Here is a 22,263-nt window from a genome sequence, read left to right on the forward strand (position 1 = left end):
ACTAATGCAGTATGAACACCATCCTTCACATCACCGAACGGCAAAAATGGCAACAAGCAAAAATCTTTAAAAGCTATCGCTGTAGCACCTTAAATAGTCAAGGATTTATTCATTGCTCTCAAGCAGCACAAGTTATTAAAGTAGCAAATAAGTTATTTTATAATCAACATAATTTAGTTCTGCTGTTTATAAAAACTGAACAGGTTCAAGCAGAAATTCGTTATGAAGTTGCTGAAAAGAATGAACTATTTCCTCATATTTATGGTGCTTTAAATATTGATGCTGTTTACAAAATCATAGACTTTTTACCTAGAGAGGATGGTTTTTTTGATTTACCGTTAGCAGTAGTTAATTTAAAATAACTATAGGACTCCTACTCCTATCTGATTTCTGAACGAAATTTCCGATAAAATCCTTATAAAACGGAATTTTACGTCTCAGTATACGTTCAAAATTTAAGTCGGAGTCCTATAAAATTCAAAATTTTAGACGTAAAAATAAGATGGAAAATCAGAAAATTGATGTACATGAATATGTTGAAAAAATGTCGTTGTTACTGAATTTGCAGATAAAAGATGAGTATCTGGATGAAGTCGTCGTGAATTTCGAGAGAATCAAATTAATAGCAGAAATTGTCAATAATTTTCCTTTAGGAGAAGAGATTGAAATTGCACCCACGTTTGAACTATGAATGATGCTGTATCTATAGCTGCAAATATTTTATCAGGTAAAGTTAGCGCAGTAGAAGTCACTCAAACAGCGTTAGCAAGAATTATTGCCAGGGATAATGAATTAAATTGTTTTACAACTATTACCGCAAAAACAGCTTTAGAAGATGCAGAAAGAATTGATAAAAATATTGCTGAAGGTAAAAATATTGGTGTTTTAGGTGGTGTACCTTTTGCCGTTAAAAATTTATTTGATATTGCTGGTTTAACAACTTTAGCCGGTTCAAAAATTAACGCTGAAAATCCCCCAGCTACTCAAGATGCAACCGCTGTTATTAGGTTAAAAAAAGCTGGTGCAGTGTTGGTTGGTGCGTTAAATATGGATGAATATGCTTATGGGTTTGTGACAGAAAATGCTCATTATGGTACTACTCACAATCCTCATGATTTACAACGGGTTGCTGGGGGTTCTTCCGGCGGTTCTGCTGCTGCGGTTGCTGGGGGGTTAGTTCCTTTGACGTTGGGTTCCGATACTAATGGTTCTATTCGTGTTCCTGCGGCTTTGTGTGGTGTGTTTGGTTTTAAACCTACCTATGGAAGATTATCTCGTGCAGGTGTAAAATTATTTTCTAGCAGTTTAGACCATATTGGTCATTTTGCAACTTCAGTTAGAGATATTGCGACAATATTTGATGTTCTGCAAGGTGAGGATGAAAAAGATCCAATTTGTACAAAACGCCCTGTTGAAAAGAGTTTATCACAAATAAATAATGATATTTCTCATCTGAGAATTGCGATCGCAGATGATTATTTTACCCAAAACTCTACACCGGCAGCTTTAGCCGCAGTACAAAAGGTGGCTGAAGCGTTGAATATCACCCAATATGTCACAATACCAGAAGCGAACATTGCTCGTGCTGCGGCCTTTGTGATTACAGCTTCTGAAGGTGCAAATCTGCATTTAGAGAAATTGAAATCCCGTCCGCAAGACTTTGATTTTGCCACACGCGATCGCTTTTTAGCTGGTGCATTAATTCCCGGTTCCTGGTATATTCAAGCACAGCGTTTTAGAAGATGGTATCGAGATCAAATTAGAGAAATATTTCAAAATTTAGATATCATCATTGCCCCCACTACACCGATTACAACCCCGTTAATTGGTCAGCAAACCATGATTTTAGGTAGTGAAGAAATTCTTGTCCGTCCTCATTTAGGATTATTCACTCAACCATTATCTTTTATTGGTTTACCTGTTTTATCAGTACCCATTCAAAGCGAAAATTCTCTACCTTTAGGTGTACAATTAATAGCAGCGCCTTATAATGAAGCTCTAATTTTACAAATTGCAGCAGTCTTGGAATCACAGGGTGTAGTTTCATGTCAGATCAGTATTTAACTTACTCTACTAATATTAGATAACTAACCATTGTGGACAAAACTCTTGCTCCATAATAGGATATAGCCTTTGCTAGGTAAGTGAGAACATAGAGTAATTATAAAATTGTTACCCCAAAATATTTTTATACTTGGGACGCTGGAAATCGCGCTATAATCATTAAAGAGTAAATTAACTTATTTAGGTTATTAGCTAATCCAAATCCCATCTTCCCATACTTGGGAAACCATATGCTAAAGCTTATAATTACCGTATTCATTATTATTGTAGGTTCAGCACTTTGTTCTAGTACAGAAACAGCGCTGTTTTCTGTTTCAACATTGAGAGTTAGACAATTAGCTCAATCGAAAAATCCAGCCGCAGTTGCACTTCTAGCGATTCGTGAAAACATGAATCGACCTATTGCTACTATTGTTATTCTCAATAATACTTTCAACATTATTGGTAGTATTCTTACAGGTAATATTGCGACTCAAGTATTAGGCGATAATTGGCTAGGTCTGTTTTCAGGAATATTAACATTTTTGATTATCATCTTTGGAGAAATTATCCCTAAGACAATTGGAGAGAGATATTCTGAACAAATAGCCATATTTACAGCTATACCTATCACTGGACTTTCTATTGCTTTTACACCTTTAGTATGGATTCTAGAAAATGTCACTGCACCCTTTTCTAAAGGGAGAAAAAGACCAACAACAAATGAAGCAGAAATAAAGCTGTTAGCAAGGATTGGTCAACAAGAAGGAATTATTCAAAGTGAAGAAGCAGAAATGATTCAGAGGGTATTTAGATTAAACGATGTGACTGCTTCAGATTTAATGACACCCCAAATCATGCTGACCTATATACGTGGTAATTTAACTCTTGCTGAATCTAAAGCCGACATTATTGCTTCCCAACATACGCGAATTATTGTTATTGATGAATCTATTGATCAAGTTATTGGATTTGCTCTCAAACAAAGCTTACTAACTGCAATGATTGAGGGTAGTAATGATCAAAAAATTGCAGATTTATGTCGAAATGTTCGCTTTGTTCCTGAAATAATCCGGGCTGATAAACTTCTAAAAAACTTTATAGAAGCCCGTGAACATCTTGCAGTAGTTGTTGATGAATATGGGTGTGTAGCTGGTGTTATTACTTTAGAAGACGTACTAGAGGTAATAACTGGTGAAATTGTAGATGAGACTGATAAAACTGTTGATTTACAAGAAATTGCCCGTAAAAAACGAGAAAGAATGTTGCAATCTATAAATATTTCTCATCCAAAAGAAACTATTGTTGATTAATCATAAATTACGGTGCAGAATCATTGATTTTATATATTACACTTAATCACTCGCACTACTAAATAATAAAATCGCCTTTCTACTCCATCTAATAAAAACCACCCATAACGCCCCCACCAAGAATCAAACCAAAAAATTCCACTTGGTAAATGGGCTTCTGGTGCTGTGATATCAAAGGTCAAATCATCATAATACATCCACTTTTTATCTTTCTTCCAACCAACTTTATCACCAATAGCATCCCAAACTTCTCGGTGAAATTTTCTAGTTCCGCGCAGACTTTGATAAATACGTCTTTGCACAGAAAAACCAAACCTGCCATTACTATATTTTACCCACAATTGGTCAAGAGTACGAATATCTTGACAAGGGAAATTATAAATATCTTTTTCACTTAACCAACCATCATTTTCTCTTCCTACTATGGCTAACATTACTCGTGTTGTTTCTTCATCTGCTTCTTTCCACTTTCCAGATGCAAGTAATTCCCGTAGTCGAGTGTAGTCCATTCCCACTACTGAAATTAGTTTTTCTTCTATCTCTTGAGAGGGTAACATACTAGCTAGACCTAGTAATTCTCTAAATTCAAATACCGACTGAGGCCGATTTTCTGGTTCCAAAGCCATTCCCTGAATAATGGCATCATTTACTCTATCGCTAATTTGCGGATTAAATTGTTTTGGTGGTGGTAAAGTATTATTTTTATTTCTATATTCAGCAGGTATAGGTACTTTTTTTGTCAGTAAAGTATAGAGGGTAGCAGCTAAGGCATAAACATCTGTATAAGCACCAAAATTACCTCTTTTTTGATATTGTTCAATTGGTGCATAACCATCGGTTCTATCATTAGTCATACTTTTGATTTGACCGTTGCTATACTCTCTTGCTAACCCAAAATCTATTAACACTACCTCTAATTTTCCTCGACGTAATAAAATATTACTAGGTTTGATATCTCGATGTAAAAATCCTTGGTGATGAATATATTCTAAAGCTTGTCCAATTTGGTCAATATATAGTATTGCTTCTTCTTCTGCTAACACTCCATTATCATTAATATATTCGGCTAAATCTTCTCCATCTATATATTCCATGATCATGCACCAAAGTCCATCTTCTTGGATCACTTCATATACTTTGACAATATGAGGATGAGAACATCTGGCTAACCGAACTGCTTCATTGACAAACTTTACCTGTAGCTGTTTAAAATCTACTTTATTTTGTTGAATATAATTGAGAGCTTTGAGAACAAATAATTTAGATGTAGCCTTTTCTCTGATACTATAAGTGACTCCAAAGCCACCGCTACGCATCACTCTTTGGATAATAAATCTACCATTATTCAGATGTTGATTGGGCTGCCAAAGTTTCATTTATGTCTTATTGAATAAGAGTTATGAGTTAACCTATTTCTACAAGGGAGGAGGGGCTAGTTTTGGGTTTGCTTGATCAGGAAGATGATAACTAGAGTGAAAAAGATAAGGTAGGGAAATCTTATACTAAATTCTGTCACAAAATTTACTTATTGTTTCCAAAGTAAAAACAGATATAGGTTAGCTATATCCTTTTATACTAGTGCTATCAAAGACTAAGTCTATTTGTAGTAAATTAACAGTTTTAACTTCTATCAACGTTTTGTAAAACGTAGTTTTTGTTCTTAGCGGATTTTTACCACGCCTGGAAATGATGACAGTGTGGAATACCTTACCCATCTTATCGGTTAGCACACCTTATGTGTAGTTTGCAAGTTTTGTTTAAATTTGTTATATTTATTTACATAGAGCAACACAAGTTAAAACAAGAGGTTTCAAAATGACTATTTTAATCGCGTTATTGGTTATAGGCTGGGTGGCCGCTTCAGTTGTAGGTTCTCTGGCTTATTTTATGGGTGAACAAACCAAGCCAATTCATGAACGTAACTGGCGTTCTGAGTCTTTTGAGCAGTTATCGCAGTCTATCACTGGCATGGAAATAGACTATAGCGATCGCACTCCTGCATATGTAATGGATGCTTACGCAAGTCGCACTCTACCTCAATAGCAGTCAAGGCCACCTAATAAAATGTCCATAAAAGTAACCCCCAGCATCTCGACTGGGGGTTTTGCTGTTTGTGATAGAGAGGAATTCTCAATCTAAAATCCAAAATCTAAAATGGTCTGACTACATCGGACGATAGGCGCGATAGTTGATATTGGGGAAAATATTATCCATTAACTCGACTTTTTCCAGCCAACCGCTATCAACTTTACCGATTTTCACATCTTCGTACAGTTTATTAAACCGCATTAAGTGCGATCGCGTTCTTCTCACCGCATAAGGAACCATTGTTCCCGTCCGCATAATAAACGCCCAGTCAGAAGATTGTGCTAACAATAACTCTCTAGCTGCTTGGTTTAAAGCTTTTGACTGCAACTCATCCTCTGGTTCTAAGGTAGATATTTCAATCATTCGTTCCGCAGCTTTGTGTAAATGTGGATAAACCCACGCATTTGTTTCATTTAACCAATACTCATGGAAACCCTTATATCCCCAACTAGACTGAGCCGGACGACAAACTTGTTGGTTGGGGTTAGCCCGCAAATAATCAGCTAAATGGGTCATTTCATAAGTTCCTTGGTCATACCATGACTTACGGAACAGGTAATCAATAAACCAAGGACCCTCATACCACCAATGACCAAATAACTCAGCATCATAAGGTGAGACAATAATTGGCGGACGACCCATAATTCCGTGTAAATGCTCAGATTGACGCTCACGGTTATACATAAAATTAGCAGCATGATCAGCCGCTTTTTCCTTTGCCCAATAAGGATCATAGAGGGCTTTATCAGAAAGACCTAAGCCACGTCCTGTAATTTTATGATACTTAATACCCGTGTTTTTCCGCTGACCATTGGGCATGATGTAGGGCTTAATATATTCATATTCCGCTTCCCAGCCCAAATCTTTGTAAAATTCCCGATATTCGGCTGCACCAGGATAACCTACTTCAGAAGACCATACCTGTTGGGAAGATTCATGATCTCGACCAAAAGCCGCTACACCGGGTTCAGTGAAAATTGGCGCATAAGTACCAAAGCGGGGACGGGGACGAGCGTATAAAATACCATGTCCATCAGTGAGGAAATAACGCAAACCTGCATCCGCCAGCATTCGGTCTAAACCTTCGTAATAGGCGCATTCTGGCAACCAAATCCCTCTGGGTGCTTTACCAAAAGTTTCCTCGTAATGTTCACAAGCTACCTGAATTTGCGCCCATACAGCTTGGGGATACATTTTCATCAGCGGTAAATACCCGTGGGTAGCACCGCAAGTGATAATTTCTAGATTATTAGTATCTTGAAATCCTTTAAAAGCTGTAACTAAATCACCGTCATAGCGTTCCCATAACTCCCGCGCTTCGTTGAATTCAGTCGCGTAATGTTCCGCTAGATAACGAAGATGCCCATTTTGGACATTGCGCTCGGCTTCTAGTTCTATCAGTTCTTCTAGTTGAGCTAAATGTGCATCATAGCGTTCTTGTAAAAGCGGATCACGGAGCATAGACACGAGGGGAGGTGTCATACTCATCGTGATTTTAAAGTCGATTCCGTCTCGCTTTAAGCCTTCAAATACTTTCAATAAAGGGATATATGTTTCGGTGATGGCTTCATAGAGCCATTCTTCCTCCAGCACGTAGTCACTTTCTGGGTGACGAACGAAGGGTAAATGTGCATGAAGTACGAGTGCGACGTAGCCTATAGCCATAATAATTCTAGTTGGGTACAGTAAGTTGAAGGTCAGAGTTTGGCAGAAATTAACAATATTTTAAGACTATATCGGGATCATGATCCTATAAAGCAAAGTTCTTATTTCTCATCCCTATTGATTTAAAATCAGACTAACGATGACAAAGGTCAATAGCCTTGAAAACGGACAGCCTTTTTTACGAAATCTTTCAAACTGATCCCAGTATCATATTTGAACTCATCAATAGTAAGTCTCCTAGAATCGCAACTTACAGTTTTGCCTCTGTGGAAGTTAAAGAAACTAGCTTTAGGATGGATGGAATTTTAGTACCTCCTATCTACGCTACTGACTTACCTATAGTATTTGTCGAAGTTCAAGGATATAGAGATACCAAGAAAGTTCTTTACTCTAGCTTTATTAGTGAAATTTTTCTTTATTTGCACGATTATCAGCCTGTCAATGATTGGGAAGGAGTGCTAATTTTTACAAAACGTAGTCTAGATCCGGGTTTGCCGAGAAATTATCGGATATTTGGATCTAGCGAGCAATTTCACCGGATTTACTTAGATGAATTAGATGAAAGTACTGGGCTATCCTTGGGATTAAGTTTATTGCAACTTGTTGGCTTAAAGGAAGAAATTGCAAAAACCCGTGGTAAAGAACTGATTACACGCACTCGACAAGAGGTGACAGATACCAAAACACAAAGAAAGTTTATAGAATTAATAGAAACGGTCTTCGTTTACAAATTTCCAGATTTAATGAGGGAGGAGATTGAAGCGATGTTAGGACTAAATGAACTGAAGCAAACACGAGTTTATCGAGAAGCATTAGAAGAGGGACTGGAGCAAGGTAAGCTAAAGGCAGTACCACTGTTATTAAAAGCAGGGATGACTGTTGAAGAAATTGCTAAACAGTTGGGTGTGGATTTAGCCGCAGTAAAAAAGGTTGCAGAAGAACAGCAGCATAATTAATGCGATATAGCTATTCTTATTCCTCGCTCTCGCGGTATAGTTCCTGTAAGTCTTGTAATTGAGTTTTGCGGGAAATACGGCGATATTTTTTACTTTCCAGTTTTGGTTCGTACTGACTCTGACCTTTTTTAGATTTTAATTTCAGACTAGATTCGGGGTCAGCTTGTTGGTTAATATGGGTTTGACGAGTGATCGCTTGCTCTAAAAATTCTAAATAATGTGTATATCGTTCCCAGTCCTTGCCCACAGCACAATCAGGCTCATCTCGATGGGTACAATCACTAAATCGACAACTACCAACTTCTAACCGTTTTCTGGCTTCTGGGAAATAGTAAATTAATTCTTCTGGGCTACAATCCAAATCAGGTTGGTTAAAGCCAGGGGTGTCGGCCAGCAAACCACTACTGGGCATTTCAAATAATTCTACGTGACGGGTGGTATGGCGACCACGGGCTAATTTACCAGAAACTTCCCCCACTCGCAGGTTAATATCGGGAATCAATTCGTTAATTAAGCTGGATTTGCCCACACCGGAAGGCCCAGCAATCACAGTAATTTTATTGCTTAAATATTCTGCTATCAGGTCAATATTAATTTGGTTTTGAACACTGATAAAAAGTGGTTGATAACCCCAAACCAGTAAGCGATCGCTAATTTGCTGTTTTTCTTCTGGGGAAATTAGATCGCATTTATTCAAACACAACAGCACATCAACCCCTGTAGACTCAGCTTTAATTAAAAATCTGCTCAGTTGCACAGGTTCTAAAGGCGGGTCAGCTACCGCAAATACCAGTAAAATTTGGTTAACATTAGCGATCGCAGGTCGGTCTAACTCACTGTTGCGGGGAAGAACATCCCCAATAGCTCCCCTTCCCCCAGACCAATCAGGTTCTTCCACAATTACGCGATCGCCAACCATCACCTGTTGACCAATTTTTTTCAGGCGTGTTCTGCGCGTACACAGGAGAATTGGGGGACTGGGAATTGGGGACTGGGGGGGAATATTTATCACTCTCCTGCTCCCTGCTCCCTGCTCCCTGCTCCCTGCCTCTTCATCCATCTGTACTCGATAAAAATTAGCCTGTACAGCTAACACCGTACCCCATAAATATCCATTAGCAACGGTTTCACCTTTCATTCGGCAACTACAGGACGGCGTACTAGCAGAGAAAAATAGCCAGAACAATCCGTAATAGTTTCTACTTGGAAACCTGCCATTGTGAGGCTATCAGGAACTTGTTCAATCGGTTCTCCAGCATCTAACCAGACTTCCAACAAACCACCATCTGGCATTTGCTCCAAACGGAGTTTTGTCCGCACAAAATTAATCGGACAAGGAGTACCGCGCAAATCCAGTTGAGCATCAGGCGTTAACAGGGAAGATACACTCATTACTTAAATAGATTTCCCAAAAAACCTTGACCACCTTTACCAGTCCTATCTCCCTTAATTTTAGCCAGTTTTTCCAGTAGTTCTCTCTCCTCTGGGGTAATCTTATTGGGAATATCAATTAACACTGTTAGCATATGGTCTCCCCGACTCACAGGATTTCCTAACCGAGGAACACCGCGATTTTCCATTTTCATCACCGTATTGGGCTGAGTTCCTGGTGGAATGATTAACTCCACAAGTCCATCTACAGTATTCACCTCCAAACGGCAGCCTAAAATTGCTTGCAGATAGCTAAGTTTAATTTCCGAAATAACATTAATTCCATCGCGCTGGAATTCTTCATCTTCATTCACAAACAAATAGACATACAAATCTCCAGGTGGGCCTCCGCGTTGACCAGCATCACCTTCTTGGGAGATCCGCAAACGGGTGCCATTATCCACCCCAGCCGGAATAGTAATTTTCAGTTTTTTTGTAACCTGATTTGCGCCTTTACCGTCGCAAGCATCACATTTATCTTCAACTACTGTTCCCGTTCCATTACAAGTGGGACAAGTCGAGACTTGGGTGAAGCTACCAAACGGCGTTCTAGTCACACGTCTGACTTGACCAGAACCAGCACAAGTTGCACAAGTTCGAGGGCGAGTCCCTGGTTTAGCACCAGAACCGCTACAAACTTCACAAGTTTCTAGATGAGAAATCCGAATTTCTTTTTCGCCACCAAATACCGCCTCCCGAAAATCTAACTTCAGGTCTAGGCGTAGATCATCACCCCGCACAGGTCCACTACGTCGTCTTTGTGGCTGGGTTGGACTACCCATTCCGCCAGCAAAGCCACTGAATATGCTTTCAAAGATATCGGCAAAACCGCCCATATCCCCCATATCTTGGAAGCCAGCACCAGCAGCAGCACCAGACACACCAGCTTCACCAAAACGGTTATAACGCTCGCGGGTTTCTGGCTCAGACAGCACTTCATAAGCGCGGTTGATTTCCTTGAACCGTTCTTCAGCACCAGGTTCTTTGTTCACATCTGGGTGATACTTCCGGGCTTGGCGGCGATAAGCCTGTTTAATTTCTTCTTTGTCGGCGTCACGAGAGACACCCAGAATTTCATAATAGTCGCGGGCCATAAAGCAAGGGTAAAAGTTAGAAGTAAGAAAGCAGAAGTACTCAAAGGATTCAGGTCAAGGAATAGAGACAATACTTACATTTTTGTTAATCAAGCCACACAATTTTCACTGTATAAGGCTGTCTCTTTTTCAATTGTGCTATTTAGATTGGTCAAACTAGTCTCAGCAGACAGAGGAACTAGCCGTACTATTTAGTGTGGAAAACCACCATATACTTTTAGTCGCATCTGTAATATGAGGAATTTTATTCACCTACAATTCGCTTCTACAATTTAGCAAACCTTGGAGAGATAAAACCATGTTGCCTAGATATTAAAAATTCCGGGAACTGGTAATTGGTAATAGGAAAAACTCTTATCCTTACCTCTTCCATTAACTAGTCTATCGCTTCATAATCAGCGGAAGCCGTATTATCCTCATCAAAATCAAAATTGAATTGTGGTATTGCCGTCTCAGTCATAGCGTTTTCTTCTACTAAAGTTACGGAAATATCAGTATGCTCTTGTTCTTGTTCTTGTTCCTGTTCCTGTGATTCCGGTATGGTATCTGTTGAGCTACTAGCTCGTTTATAAACATCTGCACCGATCGCAAACAGAGTTTGTTTAAATTCCTCTAATATGGGACTAAAGGCAACGGCGGAGATAGCAGGGTCACTCATGGCCGCTTGGAGTTTGGTAAATTTCTCCTGTGCCGAAGCTTTAACTTTTTCACCAATTAAGTCACTATTCTCCTTTAACGTAGATGTGTAACTTGCCAACAGGTTATCTGCTTGGTTTTTTAGTTCGATCAGTTCTTTGCGTTTTTTGTCTTCTTCGGCAAATAATTCCGCTTGCTGCCGCATTCTTTCAACTTCGGTTTGACTTAAACCACCTGTATTGGTAATGCGAATACTTTGTTCCCTGCCTGTACCCTTGTCTTGAGCAGCAACTTTGAGAATGCCGTTGACATCAATGTCAAAAGCTACCTCAATTTGTGGTACACCACGAGGAGCAGGGGGGATACCGGCTAAGAGAAACTTACCAAGAGTTTTGTTATCTCGTGCCATAGCTCGTTCTCCTTGAAGAACGTGTATTTCTACGGAATTTTGGCCATCAACTGCTGTAGAAAAGACTTGGGATTTACTGGTGGGAATGGTGGTATTACGTTCAATAATTTTAGTGAATACTTCCCCAAGGGTTTCTAGTCCTAAAGATAGGGGAGTGACATCTAAAAGTAACAGGGTATCTACTTCCCCACCTAGAACTCCCGCTTGAACTGCTGCTCCTAGTGCTACAGCTTCATCAGGGTTGATAGAGCGATCAGGTGTCTTGCCATTGTAGAACTTGATCACAGCATTGAGAACTGCGGGAATGCGGGTAGAGCCACCTACTAAGATAATGCGATCGATATCTTCTGGTTTGAGGTCTGCGTCTTTGAGAGCCTGGATCATCGGCTCAATGGTGGCTGCAATTAAATGGGCTGTGAGTTCTTCAAATTTAGAACGACTCAGTTCCATCTCCAGATGCTTAGGCCCTGTTTCATCGGCAGTGATAAATGGCAAGTTTACCGAAGTACTCACCATGCTGGAAAGTTCTATTTTGGCCTTTTCCGCTGCTTCCCGTAGTCGTTGCAGCGCCATTTTATCTTTAGCAATGTCGATCTTCTCTTGTTCTTTAAATTGCTCTACCATCCAGAGGACAAGGCAATTGTCAAAGTCATCTCCACCTAGTTGATTGTTACCACTAGTGGCTTTAACTTCAAAAACTCCGTCTCCCAGTTGCAGGATAGAGACATCAAAAGTTCCACCTCCCAAGTCGAATACTAAAATTAGTTGTTCTTGGTCTTGCTTGTCTAAACCAAAGGCTAAAGCTGCTGAGGTTGGTTCGTTGATGATCCGTAAAACTTCTAAGCCAGCAATTGTGCCAGCATCTTTAGTTGCTTGCCTTTGGGCATCTGTAAAATATGCTGGTACGGTAATCACTGCTTGAGTGACTTCTTCACCTAAAAAGTTTTCTGCGTCCTGTTTGAGTTTTTGCAGGATCATGGCAGATATTTCTTGGGGTGTGTAATTACGTCCGCGAATCTGCACGTCAACGGTATCGTCTCGACCTTTGACACAGTTATAGGGTACGCGATCGCGTTCTAATCCAGTATCATCCCAACGGCGACCGATAAACCTTTTGATACTATAAATTGTATTTTCAGCATTAGTGATGGATTGTCGTTTAGCCAGCTGACCAACTAAAAGATCCCCACTCTTGCCAAATCCGACAATACTAGGAGTAGTGCGTCCCCCTTCGGAATTAGCAATTACTATTGGTTGGCCACCTTCGACAATAGCAACGCAACTATTAGTAGTGCCTAAGTCGATCCCAATAACTTTTCCCATACTGACAGTATTCTTGATAGAGTGCTTTTACCGTGATTTTTCGCCGACTATCGTTTTTACTCAGGGCTGGAAGCTCAAGGTAATTTCTGTGTAAATTTTAACTGCTACTGAAATAAAAATACAGTGAGCTATGTTGATGGCTGCTACCGAGTCTTGGATGAGAAACACTGCTGGAGGGGGCTGCTCAACCTAAAAAAGTCAACAGCCCTCTTTTCTCCAAAAACGTGATTCTAACTCTTGTGAGAATCTAGAACTTTTCAGTCAGCACGATGAGCGAATACAGTTTAACTATTTTCTTGACTCGATTCATCTTCCTGCTCTGTAGGTGTATCTTCCATAGGAGCCGCCACTTTCACCATTGCATGACGCAGTATGCGTTCTCCCAAATAATACCCGCGAACTAACTCCTCTAATACTGTACCTTCTGGATGTTCATTCGTAGGTTCCCGCATTACTGCTTCATGCAGATTAGGATCAAATTCTTGACCTTCAGGTCGCATTGGTGACACACCTAAGCGTTTGAGGCAATCCACTAATTGTTTATAAACTCCTTGATAACTTTTGTGAATTGTCATCTCACCTTCCGATTGTGGTTTGAGGTGCGATCGCGCCCGCTCAAAATTGTCAACAACAGGCAACAATTCCATAATCGTATTTCGCTTCATCTGCATCTCCATCTCTTCTTTTTCTTTGGAGGTGCGTTTGCGGTAATTTTCAAAATCTGCGGCAATCCGCATATATTGATTACTACGATCTTCTAGTTGCGTTTTCATGGACTCAAGTTGTTGAGTCAATTCTGCTAAAGCTGCCGTATCTACTTCTATTTTGTCTGCCGCAGCAACGTTATTTTCTTCGGCGAGTGCAGGTTCTCCCGGTATATTATTTTGGGTTGCCATTTGCTCAGTCACGTCGCTGCCAGATTCGTTATGGTTAATTTCGGCTGGGGAGTCGCTCTTCATTGCTTGCTTTACCTCTATTGGTTGACCCAATTGCTGGTTTGTATTGTTTACTTGTTTATTTTCTTCTATCATTGTCTACTCATCCCAGATGCTTTTTACGGCAGAGCGTCAAGCAATTGTGGATTGCGGATTGTGGATTCCAGATTTAATCTATTGCGTTAGACATAGATTTGGTTTTTGACTTCATGATTTTTGGTTTTGGTTTTATTCCATAGTTGAAACTGCCGTTGCGCTGTAATAACTTTTAGATTTTGTCTTTTTAATCTAAAGTCTGGGGGACACATCTTGCAACTGTTACTGTTTACGACTGACAACAGCGGCTGATTTAATCACCGAATTTTCCTAGAAGTGATGTCACTATTATCTTATTGTGACAAATGGGCGGCAATTAATTGCCCCCTGATCATAAGTCAGTTTTTTAACTAATTACAAGCATAGTAAGCTAAAAGCCCTAGAACTTACGCAACTGGTATATTAGTCCGGTGCGTCAGATGTCCAAAATCTCTTGATACTAACCAATTTATTAGGTCTCACCTACCCTAGAAGAGAGACTGAGTGTAATATGCAGCCTTAGTCCTAGGCACGGAGAAAAAAGCGTACTAGTACCTATAAACGTGCTGAAAATAAAAATTTTTAAGAAGAAAAGTTTTAAACTGAAATTTAATACAGCCGCAATGAGAATAATTGACTACAGTGTGGGAATACTTAAAGAAGAGTTTTCCCTGCGAGATTGCTTATGACTTACTCGTCACCACAACGGCGTAGCACCGCTCTAACTACAAGAACAGAGTTTTCGCCCTTCGGCAACAAGCTAGTACAATCTGGCTATATCAACAGTGAACAGATGAAGCAGGCGCTGATTGAAAGCCGCAAGTCTGGCAAAATGTTAACAGACGTACTAGAGTCAATCACTGGGCAACAACTATCACCTGAATTTCTCAGGGAATACAAAAAACAACATTTATTTGAACTAAAAATACTATACGGCGTTGAATTCCTAGATCCTGAAGTTAATCAAATTGGCGACCTGATGGTGAGTCAATTGATTGAAACCCTGATCCCAGTGGATATCTGTCGTCGTCATCGTTTAGTACCTTTGTCTAGACACGATGAAAAAACCCCGCCTTATGTGTTAGTGGCAATGGTTGATCCGGATAATCTAGAGGCATCTGATGACCTCAACCGGATTTTGCGTAACCAAAATTTGTCCTTACAGAGGATGGTAATTACTCAAGAAGATTATCAGCAACTGATTAACCAATACTTAGATGAGTTTGCTATTAAACAAAAGCAACTCGAACAAGAAAAGTTTACAGATGTTGGTCAAGATTTAGTAGATATCGAAAATCTGAATGATGAAGAAGTCGCTGAGGATAAGGATGCGGACATAAACGCATCAATTAAGGATGCTGAAGATGCACCCATTATCAAACTTGTCAACAGAATCTTGTTCAAAGCTTTGCATGAAGGCGTTTCGGATATTCACATCGAACCACAAGAGGAAAACTTAAGAATTCGGTTCCGTAAAGATGGGGTGCTGCGTGAAGCTTTTCCCGCTATGCCCAAAAAAATTATTTTGGCGGTGACAGCCCGATTTAAAATCATTGCTAACTTAGATATTGCGGAAAGACGTTTACCCCAAGATGGACGTATCCGCAGATTATTTGAAGGCAGAAAAGTAGACTTCCGCGTCAATACCTTACCCAGTCGCTATGGGGAAAAGGTGGTACTACGGATTTTGGACAACTCATCGACTCAACTGGGATTGGATAAGTTAATTACCGATCCAGAAACTTTGCATATTGTCCAGGATATGGTCAGTAGGCCTTTCGGGTTGATTTTGGTGACAGGACCAACTGGTTCTGGGAAAACGACTTCGTTGTATTCAGCATTGGCAGAAAAGAATGATCCGGGGATTAATATTAGTACTGTAGAAGACCCGATTGAGTACAGTTTGCCAGGGATTACGCAAGTACAGGTAATTCGGGAAAAAGGGCTGGATTTTTCAACGGCTTTAAGAGCCTTCTTACGACAAGATCCTGATGTGTTATTGGTGGGGAAAACACGGGATAAAGAAACAGCAAAAACAGCGATTGAGGCGGCTTTGACAGGTCACTTGGTTTTAACTACCTTACACACAAATGATGCGCCTGGGGCGATCGCTCGTTTGGGAGAAATGGAAATTGAACCATTCATGGTTTCCAGTTCCCTAATTGGTGTTTTAGCACAACGTCTAGTCCGTCGCGTCTGTTCAGAGTGTCGGATTCCCTTTACTCCCACTACCGAAGAACTCGCTCGTTATGGGTTATCAGCTTCTACAGATGTGGGCATAACCTTCTATAAAGCTAACTCACTACTTCCAGAAGCGATCGCAGAAGCTCAAACCAAAAATCAGCTTTGCCAAAAATGTAATGGTGTTGGTTATAAGGGACGTGTTGGTGTTTATGAAGTCATGCGGATTACCGAAACCCTGCAAACTCTCATCAACGAAGATGCACCCACAGAACGCATCAAGGAAGTAGCAGTAGAAGAAGGTATGAAAACCTTACTCGCTTATAGCCTCGATTTAGTACGTCAAGGTGCCACTACTCTAGAAGAAGTTGATCGAGTGACATTTACTGATACAGGTTTGGAAGCTGAATTGAAAGCAAAACGCAAGAGTGGTCTAACCTGTAAAGCTTGTGATGCCACATTACAACAAGAATGGCTAGATTGTCCTTACTGTATGACACCTCGTTTTCAAGATTAGTGTCAGGAGTCAGGAATTTACTTAGTCATTTGATTGTGAATTTTGAATTTTAAATAGAGGTAGAACTATGGAAATGATGATTGAAGACTTGATGGAGCAGCTAATTGATATGGGTGGTTCGGATCTGCACTTATCAGCAGGTTTGCCTCCTTACTTCCGCGTCAGTGGTCATCTAACTCCCATTGGAGATCACATACTAACCGGAGATGAATGCCAAAGACTGATTTTTAGTATGCTCAACAACACCCAGCGAAAAACCTTAGAACAAACCTGGGAATTGGATTGCTCCTATGGTGTCAAAGGATTAGCTCGCTTTCGGGTGAATGTCTACAAAGAACGTGGAGCTTATGCAGCTTGTTTACGAGCATTAAGTTCTAAAATTCCTAACTTTGAAAAATTAGGTCTACCAGATATCGTTCGAGAAATGTCTGAAAAGCCTAGAGGATTAATTCTCGTCACCGGGCCGACAGGTTCCGGCAAGACTACTACTCTAGCCGCAATGATTGACCTCATTAATCGCACCAGAGCAGAACATATATTAACAGTAGAAGACCCTGTAGAATTTGTTTACGAACCAGTCAAAAGCTTAGTTCACCAACGCCAACTAGGTGAAGATACTAAAAGCTTTGCTAACGCCTTAAAAGCAGCCCTCCGGGAAGATCCAGATATTATTCTGGTAGGAGAAATGCGTGATTTGGAAACAATTTCTTTGGCAATTTCCGCAGCAGAAACCGGACACTTGGTATTTGGAACACTGCACACCAGTTCAGCCGCACAAACCGTTGACCGGATGATTGACGTTTTCCCTCACGAAAGACAAACCCAAGTAAGGGTACAGTTGTCTAACTCTTTAGTAGCAGTGTTTAGCCAAACTTTAGTACCCAAGAAAAATCCCAAGCCAGGCGAATATGGTCGAATCATGGCTCAGGAAATTATGATTATTACTCCTGCTATTTCCAACCTAATTCGTGAAGGTAAAACTGCCCAAATTTACTCAGCTATTCAAACTGGCGGTAAATTGGGAATGCAAACTCTAGAAAAAGTCTTAGCTGATTTATACAAAACTGGAGCTATCTCCTTTGAAGCAGCTATGTCTAAAACTTCTAAACCTGACGAAGTTCAACGTCTAATTGGTACAACAGCACCACCAGCAGCAGGTGCAAAACCCGGTACAGCGGCTAGAACTCGTTAAAATTGGTGACTGGGGATTGGGAGCAGAAAGCAGAAGAAAGTTTACCAATCACCAATCACCAATCACCAATCACCAATCACCAATTACCAATTACCAAATTTATGCCAACTTATCTTGCCCGTATTCGCGACTCCGAAGGAAAATCCCGCACAGAGAAATTTGTTGCTGATTCCTTAACAGATGCTCGGACTGATCTCAGGAATAAAGGTTTTGTTGTCCAAGAATTAAAAGAATCTCAAAGCTTGGCTTCAATCTTTGATTTCAAAAAATTCCAGAATTCTTTAGTGAAGGTTTCTGTAAAAGATAAAGCTGTGTTTTCCCGTCAATTCGCTGCTTTGGTAAATGCAGGTGTAGCGATTGTCAGAGGACTGGGAGTACTTTCTGAACAGTGTAGTAATCCTAAACTTAAACAAGCTCTGATTGAGATTTGCGCCGATGTTCAAACTGGAGTTAATCTTTCAGATTCCATGCGTAAACATCCTGACTGTTTTGATGGCTTGTATGTCAGTATGGTTCAAGCAGGAGAAATAGGTGGTGTACTTGATGAAGTATTAAATCGCCTAGCCAAATTATTAGAAGATGTAGCTCGATTACAAAACCAAATTAAATCAGCACTATCTTATCCTGTAGTAGTAGGTTTTTTAGCTACCGCTATTTTTGTGGGTATGACTGTTTTTCTGATTCCCATTTTTGCCAACATTTTTGAAGATATAGGAGTAGAATTACCTCCTTTAACACAATTTTTGATGACCTGTAGCAAAATACTCAGAAGTTGGTGGTCTTTAGCGATTATTGGTGCTTTTATGGCATTATCTTTTGTCTATAAACAGTACTACAAAACCCGTGTTGGCAAGGAAAATATTGACCGTCTTTCTTTAAAAGTACCTTTGTTTGGTGACTTGATTCAAAAATCTTCAGTAGCTCGTTTTAGTCGGACTTTTGGTTCTCTAACTCGTTCAGGAGTACCAATTCTAACTTGCTTGGAAATTGTGCGAGATACATCAGGAAATCAAGTGATTGCTAATGCCATAGATGCAGCTCGTTTAGATGTTCAACAAGGAGGTATGATTAGTACTGCCTTGCAAAAAGATACAGTTTTTCCCGCTATGGCAATTCAGATGATGAGTATCGGGGAAGAAACTGGGGAGTTAGATGCTATGTTGATGAAAGTTGCCGATTTCTATGAAGATGAAGTAGAACAAGCAGTTAAAGCACTAACCAGTATTTTGGAGCCTATGATGATTGTGGTTCTTGGGGGTATGGTTGGTACAATTTTGTTAGCAATGTATCTGCCTATGTTTAAGGTATTTGAAACCCTGGGCTAAAAAGTCAGTTATCAGTGAACAGGAAACAAACTGATAACTGAATAATTGATAACTGAAAATAACTAAAAAATTATGTCTGTACAAAAATCTTTTTATGAAGGTAGTTTAGCGGAGTATAGTAATCATGTAGCTGCGATCGCACTCCTCAAACAACACCGTCCTTATTTGGAGATGATTCCGAGTCTGCGTCGTCCTTCTGAAAGTGTCATCACTATCCCTTTACCCATAGTCCGTCTCCGTGATATCGAGACTAAAACCTCACAGACTTTATGTTTACCCTGTGATATCGCTATTTTGATGTGTGACCCAGAATGGAAAATCAAAACCGGTGCGGAAATATTGCTCTTTATTCATCGTCCTCACGAGGATTTTTCCGACTTATTGAGACGTTGGCGACAATCTCAAGTTTGGTTAGACAAGGACTATGAATGGTTAATGCACCCCCGTCACAGTCATATCTTAAGTGATGGAGCTAATACTATTTATCCTCTGTTTGTGATTTTCAATGAGACATCAGAACGCATTCAAAGAGGTTTGGTGGGTGCTGAACTGCCCTTTGTAATTCAAGCACCACCAGTTTTAGTTGAGGAAGAGGCTATAGAGTCCTATTCTTCAGAAATTCCACCAGCTTAAATTAGGTGACAGGTAAGAGTTTTTACCAATTACCAATTACCTATTTGACAAACTTCGGCATGATTTCCGCAGCGGTAAATAAGCCAGAAATACCCCGTTGATGTAATTCTTGACCAGCTTTGAGATAACCAAAGGCTGGACCGCATACATTAGCAGCCATGCTGGTTTCATCACCTAATGAAAAGGTGTGGGTAGATATTTTACCCTCAAACGTGCGTCCTGTAACTTTCACATTAGTACTGAGGGGCTTTTTGGGGTTGCGAGTATCGACTACACCACCAACTGTCACTCTGTCCCGTGAACAAATTCCGGCAATTTCTAACATCACATCATCAGCGTGTTCCATATTTTCCAAAGTCAGCACGCCGTTAGTTTTATCTAGTAAAGCTTCTACTTCTAAATCAGTCATAGCCCTAGCAGTTTCTACACTATAGCCAGGCATATGTCCAATATCTTCACGGACAGTCGCGCGGTAAGCTTCCCAGTTAGCAATTCCCACACCAAAGGTAATTTCCACATTGTGAATTTCGGCGTAACTTTGGGCGGCTAAAGCAGCGGCGGCGGTTAAAAGTCCTGGGGTAGCACCACAACCTGTCATGTAGGTAATTCCGGCGGCTTGCAGTTCGTCTTTCATTCCTAGTAGTTGTTCTACTGCACTGGTGCGTTTAATAGCATCAACTAGGACACCCTTCCAACCGGCTTGGATGAATTGTTTGGTGACGGAAGGAATAAAGTCGTTGGGGAGGTTGGGTAAAGCCAGGAAATAACCATCTACAGCGTCACCTGTGGCTTGAATTAAGTCTTGAATGCTGTTGTTGCTTAATGTGCCAACTGGTTCTAAGTAACCGACTGTACCTTGTGTTTGGTAAGTGGTAATGCAAGCTTCGGTATTTAAGCCTTCGGTGGAGTAAGCATAGCCTTTTTGGTCTGCGGCTGCAACTAAGATCATTTCCCGTTTGCTGGAAAGGAGTTTTGCGGCTGCTTGTCCGAGTCCACCAAATCCCAAAACTCCGACGCGGATAGGTTGTGTGTTCATAGTGATTTTTCTGTGTTGGTTAATGGTTATAAAGGTTAATTATGCTTTATTTTTCCGGGTTCTCAAGTAGAAAAAGCTATAATTACTTGAACGTTATTTAAGGTTGCTTAAAAATCGTGAGCAAAGTATTAACGGTGGAACTGAACGATGACGTTTATATAGCTTTGCAGCAACAAGCTACAGCAGTAGGAGTTTCAGTAGCAGAATTAGTTACTGCTTCCCTAAATCGTCAGTATAGTTTGTCAGTTAGTCCTAAATCCGATGCTGAACCAGAAACAAGGGCTAGGGAGTTTCGTGAATGGGTTTCTCAAATTCCTGAAACTGGTCTAAGTCTACCTGATGAAGCTTTTAATCGAGATAGTATTTACGAAGAATGACGAGATATATTCTTGATACTGACGACAAGTATTCTGATTGTGCGTCCACAGGAATTGTTAAGCTGATAATTAGTTTACTATGGGGAGATGGGATAATTTATGACTATTGAACAATTAGAAGCTCAAGTCTTGGCTTTACCAAATGATTCTCTAGCATTATTAGTAGCTCGTCTGATTGAACATTTAGGACAAGTTGGAAAAATTGATCAACAAATTGCTGAGGAATGGATACAAGAAGCTGAATTACGGGATGAGGATATGAGTAATGGTAAAGTTGCTGGTGTTTCGTCCCAAGAAGTGTTTAATAAATTGCGTGCATCTTTACAATGAAGATTGTTATATTTCATCCACTAGCAGAAAAATAATTAACTGAGGCTGCAACTTACTATGAGGATCAAAAAACAGGTCTTGGTTTGGAATATTTAGAAGCGGTAGAACAGGCTGTAAATTGTTTGATGTATTACCCAGAAATTGGGGCAAAAATTCGCGGTTCTATTCGGCGGTTAATTTTACCAAAGTTTCCCTATTCTCTTTTATATCGTGTTGTGGAAGGGGAAGAAATTCGGATTTTAGCAGTAGCACATCATAAGCGTAAACCATTTTATTGGAGTAACCGAAAGTAGTTTTTAAGATAGATAAAATCTCTTATTTTTATATGGATTCTTTAACTATTCAATATCGTCAAATCATTAAAAAAATGCTCGAAGAATATGCTGATTTTTTTGGTAATGATGAACAGGTGAAAGTGGAAATAGTGTTAGATGAAAAAAATGATCATTACTTATTAGTAGAAACAGGTTGGGAAAATGGTTATCGGATTTATGGAAGTTTATTACATCTTGATTTAATTGATGGTAAAGTTTGGATTCAACATGATGGTACTGAGGAGGGAATTGCTAATGATTTGGTTGCTGCGGGAATACCAAAAGGACATATTATTTTAGGGTTTAAAGCACCTGAAGTTCGGAAATATACGGGATTTGCTGTTTTTTAAGTAAGTTTGACTTTACAATAATTTTAAATTTCACACTGTT

The 22,263-nt window shown here is 39.9% G+C and carries 21 protein-coding genes and 1 pseudogene; 14 read left to right on the forward strand and 8 right to left on the reverse strand.

Going from position 1 to position 22,263, the window contains the following annotated elements; translation table 11 throughout:
* Positions 1–11 precede the first annotated feature (11 nt).
* The 4 genes from VB713_RS04685 to VB713_RS04700 all read left to right on the forward strand — a co-directional run bounded on the left by VB713_RS04685 (position 12) and on the right by VB713_RS04700 (position 3,356).
* Positions 12–362: a DUF952 domain-containing protein gene (locus VB713_RS04685; protein ID WP_323310422.1), complete on the forward strand. Its 351-nt coding sequence runs from the start codon at positions 12–14 to the stop codon at positions 360–362.
* A 140-nt stretch (positions 363–502) separates the two neighbouring features.
* A complete protein-coding gene (locus VB713_RS04690) occupies positions 503–691 on the forward strand; it encodes a DUF4089 domain-containing protein (protein WP_323310423.1) in 189 nt (62 codons plus the stop codon).
* Positions 688–2,064 (forward strand): AtzE family amidohydrolase, encoded by a 1,377-nt coding sequence (locus tag VB713_RS04695; protein WP_323310424.1) that lies wholly within the window; start codon positions 688–690, stop codon positions 2,062–2,064. The genes VB713_RS04690 and VB713_RS04695 overlap by 4 nt, the downstream gene beginning before the upstream one ends.
* Before the next feature lie 230 nt (positions 2,065–2,294).
* Positions 2,295–3,356: a hemolysin family protein gene (locus VB713_RS04700; RefSeq protein WP_323310425.1), complete on the forward strand. Its 1,062-nt coding sequence runs from the start codon at positions 2,295–2,297 to the stop codon at positions 3,354–3,356.
* Between the two features lie 29 nt (positions 3,357–3,385).
* On the opposite strand, the gene VB713_RS04705 is transcribed toward VB713_RS04700, so the two are convergent.
* Positions 3,386–4,732 carry a serine/threonine-protein kinase gene (locus tag VB713_RS04705; protein WP_323310426.1) on the reverse strand — a complete coding sequence of 449 codons (1,347 nt, stop codon included), beginning with the start codon at positions 4,730–4,732 and terminating at the stop codon, positions 3,386–3,388.
* Positions 4,733–5,171: 439 nt separating this feature from the next.
* Between VB713_RS04705 and VB713_RS04710 the strand changes: the two genes are divergently transcribed.
* Positions 5,172–5,399 (forward strand): photosystem II protein, Psb35-related, encoded by a 228-nt coding sequence (locus VB713_RS04710; RefSeq protein WP_323310427.1) that lies wholly within the window; start codon positions 5,172–5,174, stop codon positions 5,397–5,399.
* Positions 5,400–5,519: 120 nt separating this feature from the next.
* Here VB713_RS04710 and VB713_RS04715 read toward each other — a convergent pair whose 3' ends face one another.
* Positions 5,520–7,109: a glycoside hydrolase family 57 protein gene (locus VB713_RS04715; RefSeq protein WP_323310428.1), complete on the reverse strand. Its 1,590-nt coding sequence runs from the start codon at positions 7,107–7,109 to the stop codon at positions 5,520–5,522.
* Between the two features lie 158 nt (positions 7,110–7,267).
* Here VB713_RS04715 and VB713_RS04720 point away from each other — a divergent pair, with 158 nt between their 5' ends.
* Entirely contained in the window at positions 7,268–8,065 is a 798-nt protein-coding gene (locus tag VB713_RS04720) for an Rpn family recombination-promoting nuclease/putative transposase (protein WP_323310429.1), read from the forward strand.
* 16 nt (positions 8,066–8,081) lie between these two features.
* On the opposite strand, the gene rsgA is transcribed toward VB713_RS04720, so the two are convergent.
* The 5 genes from rsgA to grpE all read right to left on the reverse strand — a co-directional run bounded on the left by rsgA (position 8,082) and on the right by grpE (position 13,989).
* Positions 8,082–9,203 carry a small ribosomal subunit biogenesis GTPase RsgA gene (gene rsgA / locus VB713_RS04725; protein WP_323310430.1) on the reverse strand — a complete coding sequence of 374 codons (1,122 nt, stop codon included), beginning with the start codon at positions 9,201–9,203 and terminating at the stop codon, positions 8,082–8,084.
* Positions 9,200–9,457 (reverse strand): sulfurtransferase TusA family protein, encoded by a 258-nt coding sequence (locus VB713_RS04730; protein ID WP_015216333.1) that lies wholly within the window; start codon positions 9,455–9,457, stop codon positions 9,200–9,202. Before VB713_RS04730 ends, rsgA begins: the two co-directional genes overlap by 4 nt.
* Positions 9,457–10,590 (reverse strand): molecular chaperone DnaJ, encoded by a 1,134-nt coding sequence (dnaJ, locus tag VB713_RS04735; RefSeq protein WP_323310431.1) that lies wholly within the window; start codon positions 10,588–10,590, stop codon positions 9,457–9,459. Before dnaJ ends, VB713_RS04730 begins: the two co-directional genes overlap by 1 nt.
* Before the next feature lie 376 nt (positions 10,591–10,966).
* Positions 10,967–12,958, reverse strand: coding sequence for a molecular chaperone DnaK (dnaK, locus tag VB713_RS04740; RefSeq protein WP_323310432.1), 1,992 nt, complete (start codon positions 12,956–12,958; stop codon positions 10,967–10,969).
* Positions 12,959–13,242: 284 nt separating this feature from the next.
* The gene (gene grpE / locus VB713_RS04745; RefSeq protein ID WP_323310433.1) at positions 13,243–13,989 is read right to left on the reverse strand and encodes a nucleotide exchange factor GrpE; all 747 of its coding nucleotides are present in this window, start codon (positions 13,987–13,989) and stop codon (positions 13,243–13,245) included.
* 664 nt (positions 13,990–14,653) lie between these two features.
* Here grpE and VB713_RS04750 point away from each other — a divergent pair.
* The 4 genes from VB713_RS04750 to VB713_RS04765 all read left to right on the forward strand — a co-directional run bounded on the left by VB713_RS04750 (position 14,654) and on the right by VB713_RS04765 (position 19,816).
* Positions 14,654–16,666, forward strand: coding sequence for a GspE/PulE family protein (locus tag VB713_RS04750; protein ID WP_323310434.1), 2,013 nt, complete (start codon positions 14,654–14,656; stop codon positions 16,664–16,666).
* A gap of 67 nt (positions 16,667–16,733) precedes the next feature.
* Entirely contained in the window at positions 16,734–17,858 is a 1,125-nt protein-coding gene (locus VB713_RS04755) for a type IV pilus twitching motility protein PilT (protein ID WP_323310435.1), read from the forward strand.
* A 101-nt stretch (positions 17,859–17,959) separates the two neighbouring features.
* Positions 17,960–19,183 carry a type II secretion system F family protein gene (locus VB713_RS04760; RefSeq protein ID WP_323310465.1) on the forward strand — a complete coding sequence of 408 codons (1,224 nt, stop codon included), beginning with the start codon at positions 17,960–17,962 and terminating at the stop codon, positions 19,181–19,183.
* 72 nt (positions 19,184–19,255) lie between these two features.
* On the forward strand, positions 19,256–19,816 hold the full coding sequence (locus VB713_RS04765; protein WP_323310436.1) for a hypothetical protein: 561 nt from the start codon (positions 19,256–19,258) through the stop codon (positions 19,814–19,816).
* A gap of 40 nt (positions 19,817–19,856) precedes the next feature.
* Here VB713_RS04765 and bioU read toward each other — a convergent pair whose 3' ends face one another.
* Positions 19,857–20,852 (reverse strand): (S)-8-amino-7-oxononanoate synthase BioU, encoded by a 996-nt coding sequence (gene bioU, locus VB713_RS04770; protein ID WP_323310437.1) that lies wholly within the window; start codon positions 20,850–20,852, stop codon positions 19,857–19,859.
* A 116-nt stretch (positions 20,853–20,968) separates the two neighbouring features.
* On the opposite strand from bioU, the gene VB713_RS04775 reads away from it, so the two are divergent.
* The 4 genes and pseudogenes from VB713_RS04775 to VB713_RS04790 all read left to right on the forward strand — a co-directional run bounded on the left by VB713_RS04775 (position 20,969) and on the right by VB713_RS04790 (position 22,223).
* Positions 20,969–21,229, forward strand: a complete 261-nt coding sequence (locus VB713_RS04775; protein ID WP_323310438.1) for a hypothetical protein — start codon at positions 20,969–20,971, stop codon at positions 21,227–21,229.
* 99 nt (positions 21,230–21,328) lie between these two features.
* Positions 21,329–21,559 carry an addiction module protein gene (locus tag VB713_RS04780; protein ID WP_323310439.1) on the forward strand — a complete coding sequence of 77 codons (231 nt, stop codon included), beginning with the start codon at positions 21,329–21,331 and terminating at the stop codon, positions 21,557–21,559.
* Between the two features lie 53 nt (positions 21,560–21,612).
* Positions 21,613–21,852: pseudogene (locus VB713_RS04785) on the forward strand (type II toxin-antitoxin system RelE/ParE family toxin); the annotation flags it as partial.
* Positions 21,853–21,884: 32 nt separating this feature from the next.
* Positions 21,885–22,223 carry a XisI protein gene (locus VB713_RS04790; RefSeq protein WP_323310440.1) on the forward strand — a complete coding sequence of 113 codons (339 nt, stop codon included), beginning with the start codon at positions 21,885–21,887 and terminating at the stop codon, positions 22,221–22,223.
* Positions 22,224–22,263 lie beyond the last annotated feature (40 nt).

The sequence above is a fragment of the Anabaena cylindrica UHCC 0172 genome (assembly GCF_034931625.1).
Lineage (GTDB): Bacteria > Cyanobacteriota > Cyanobacteriia > Cyanobacteriales > Nostocaceae > Anabaena > Anabaena cylindrica_A.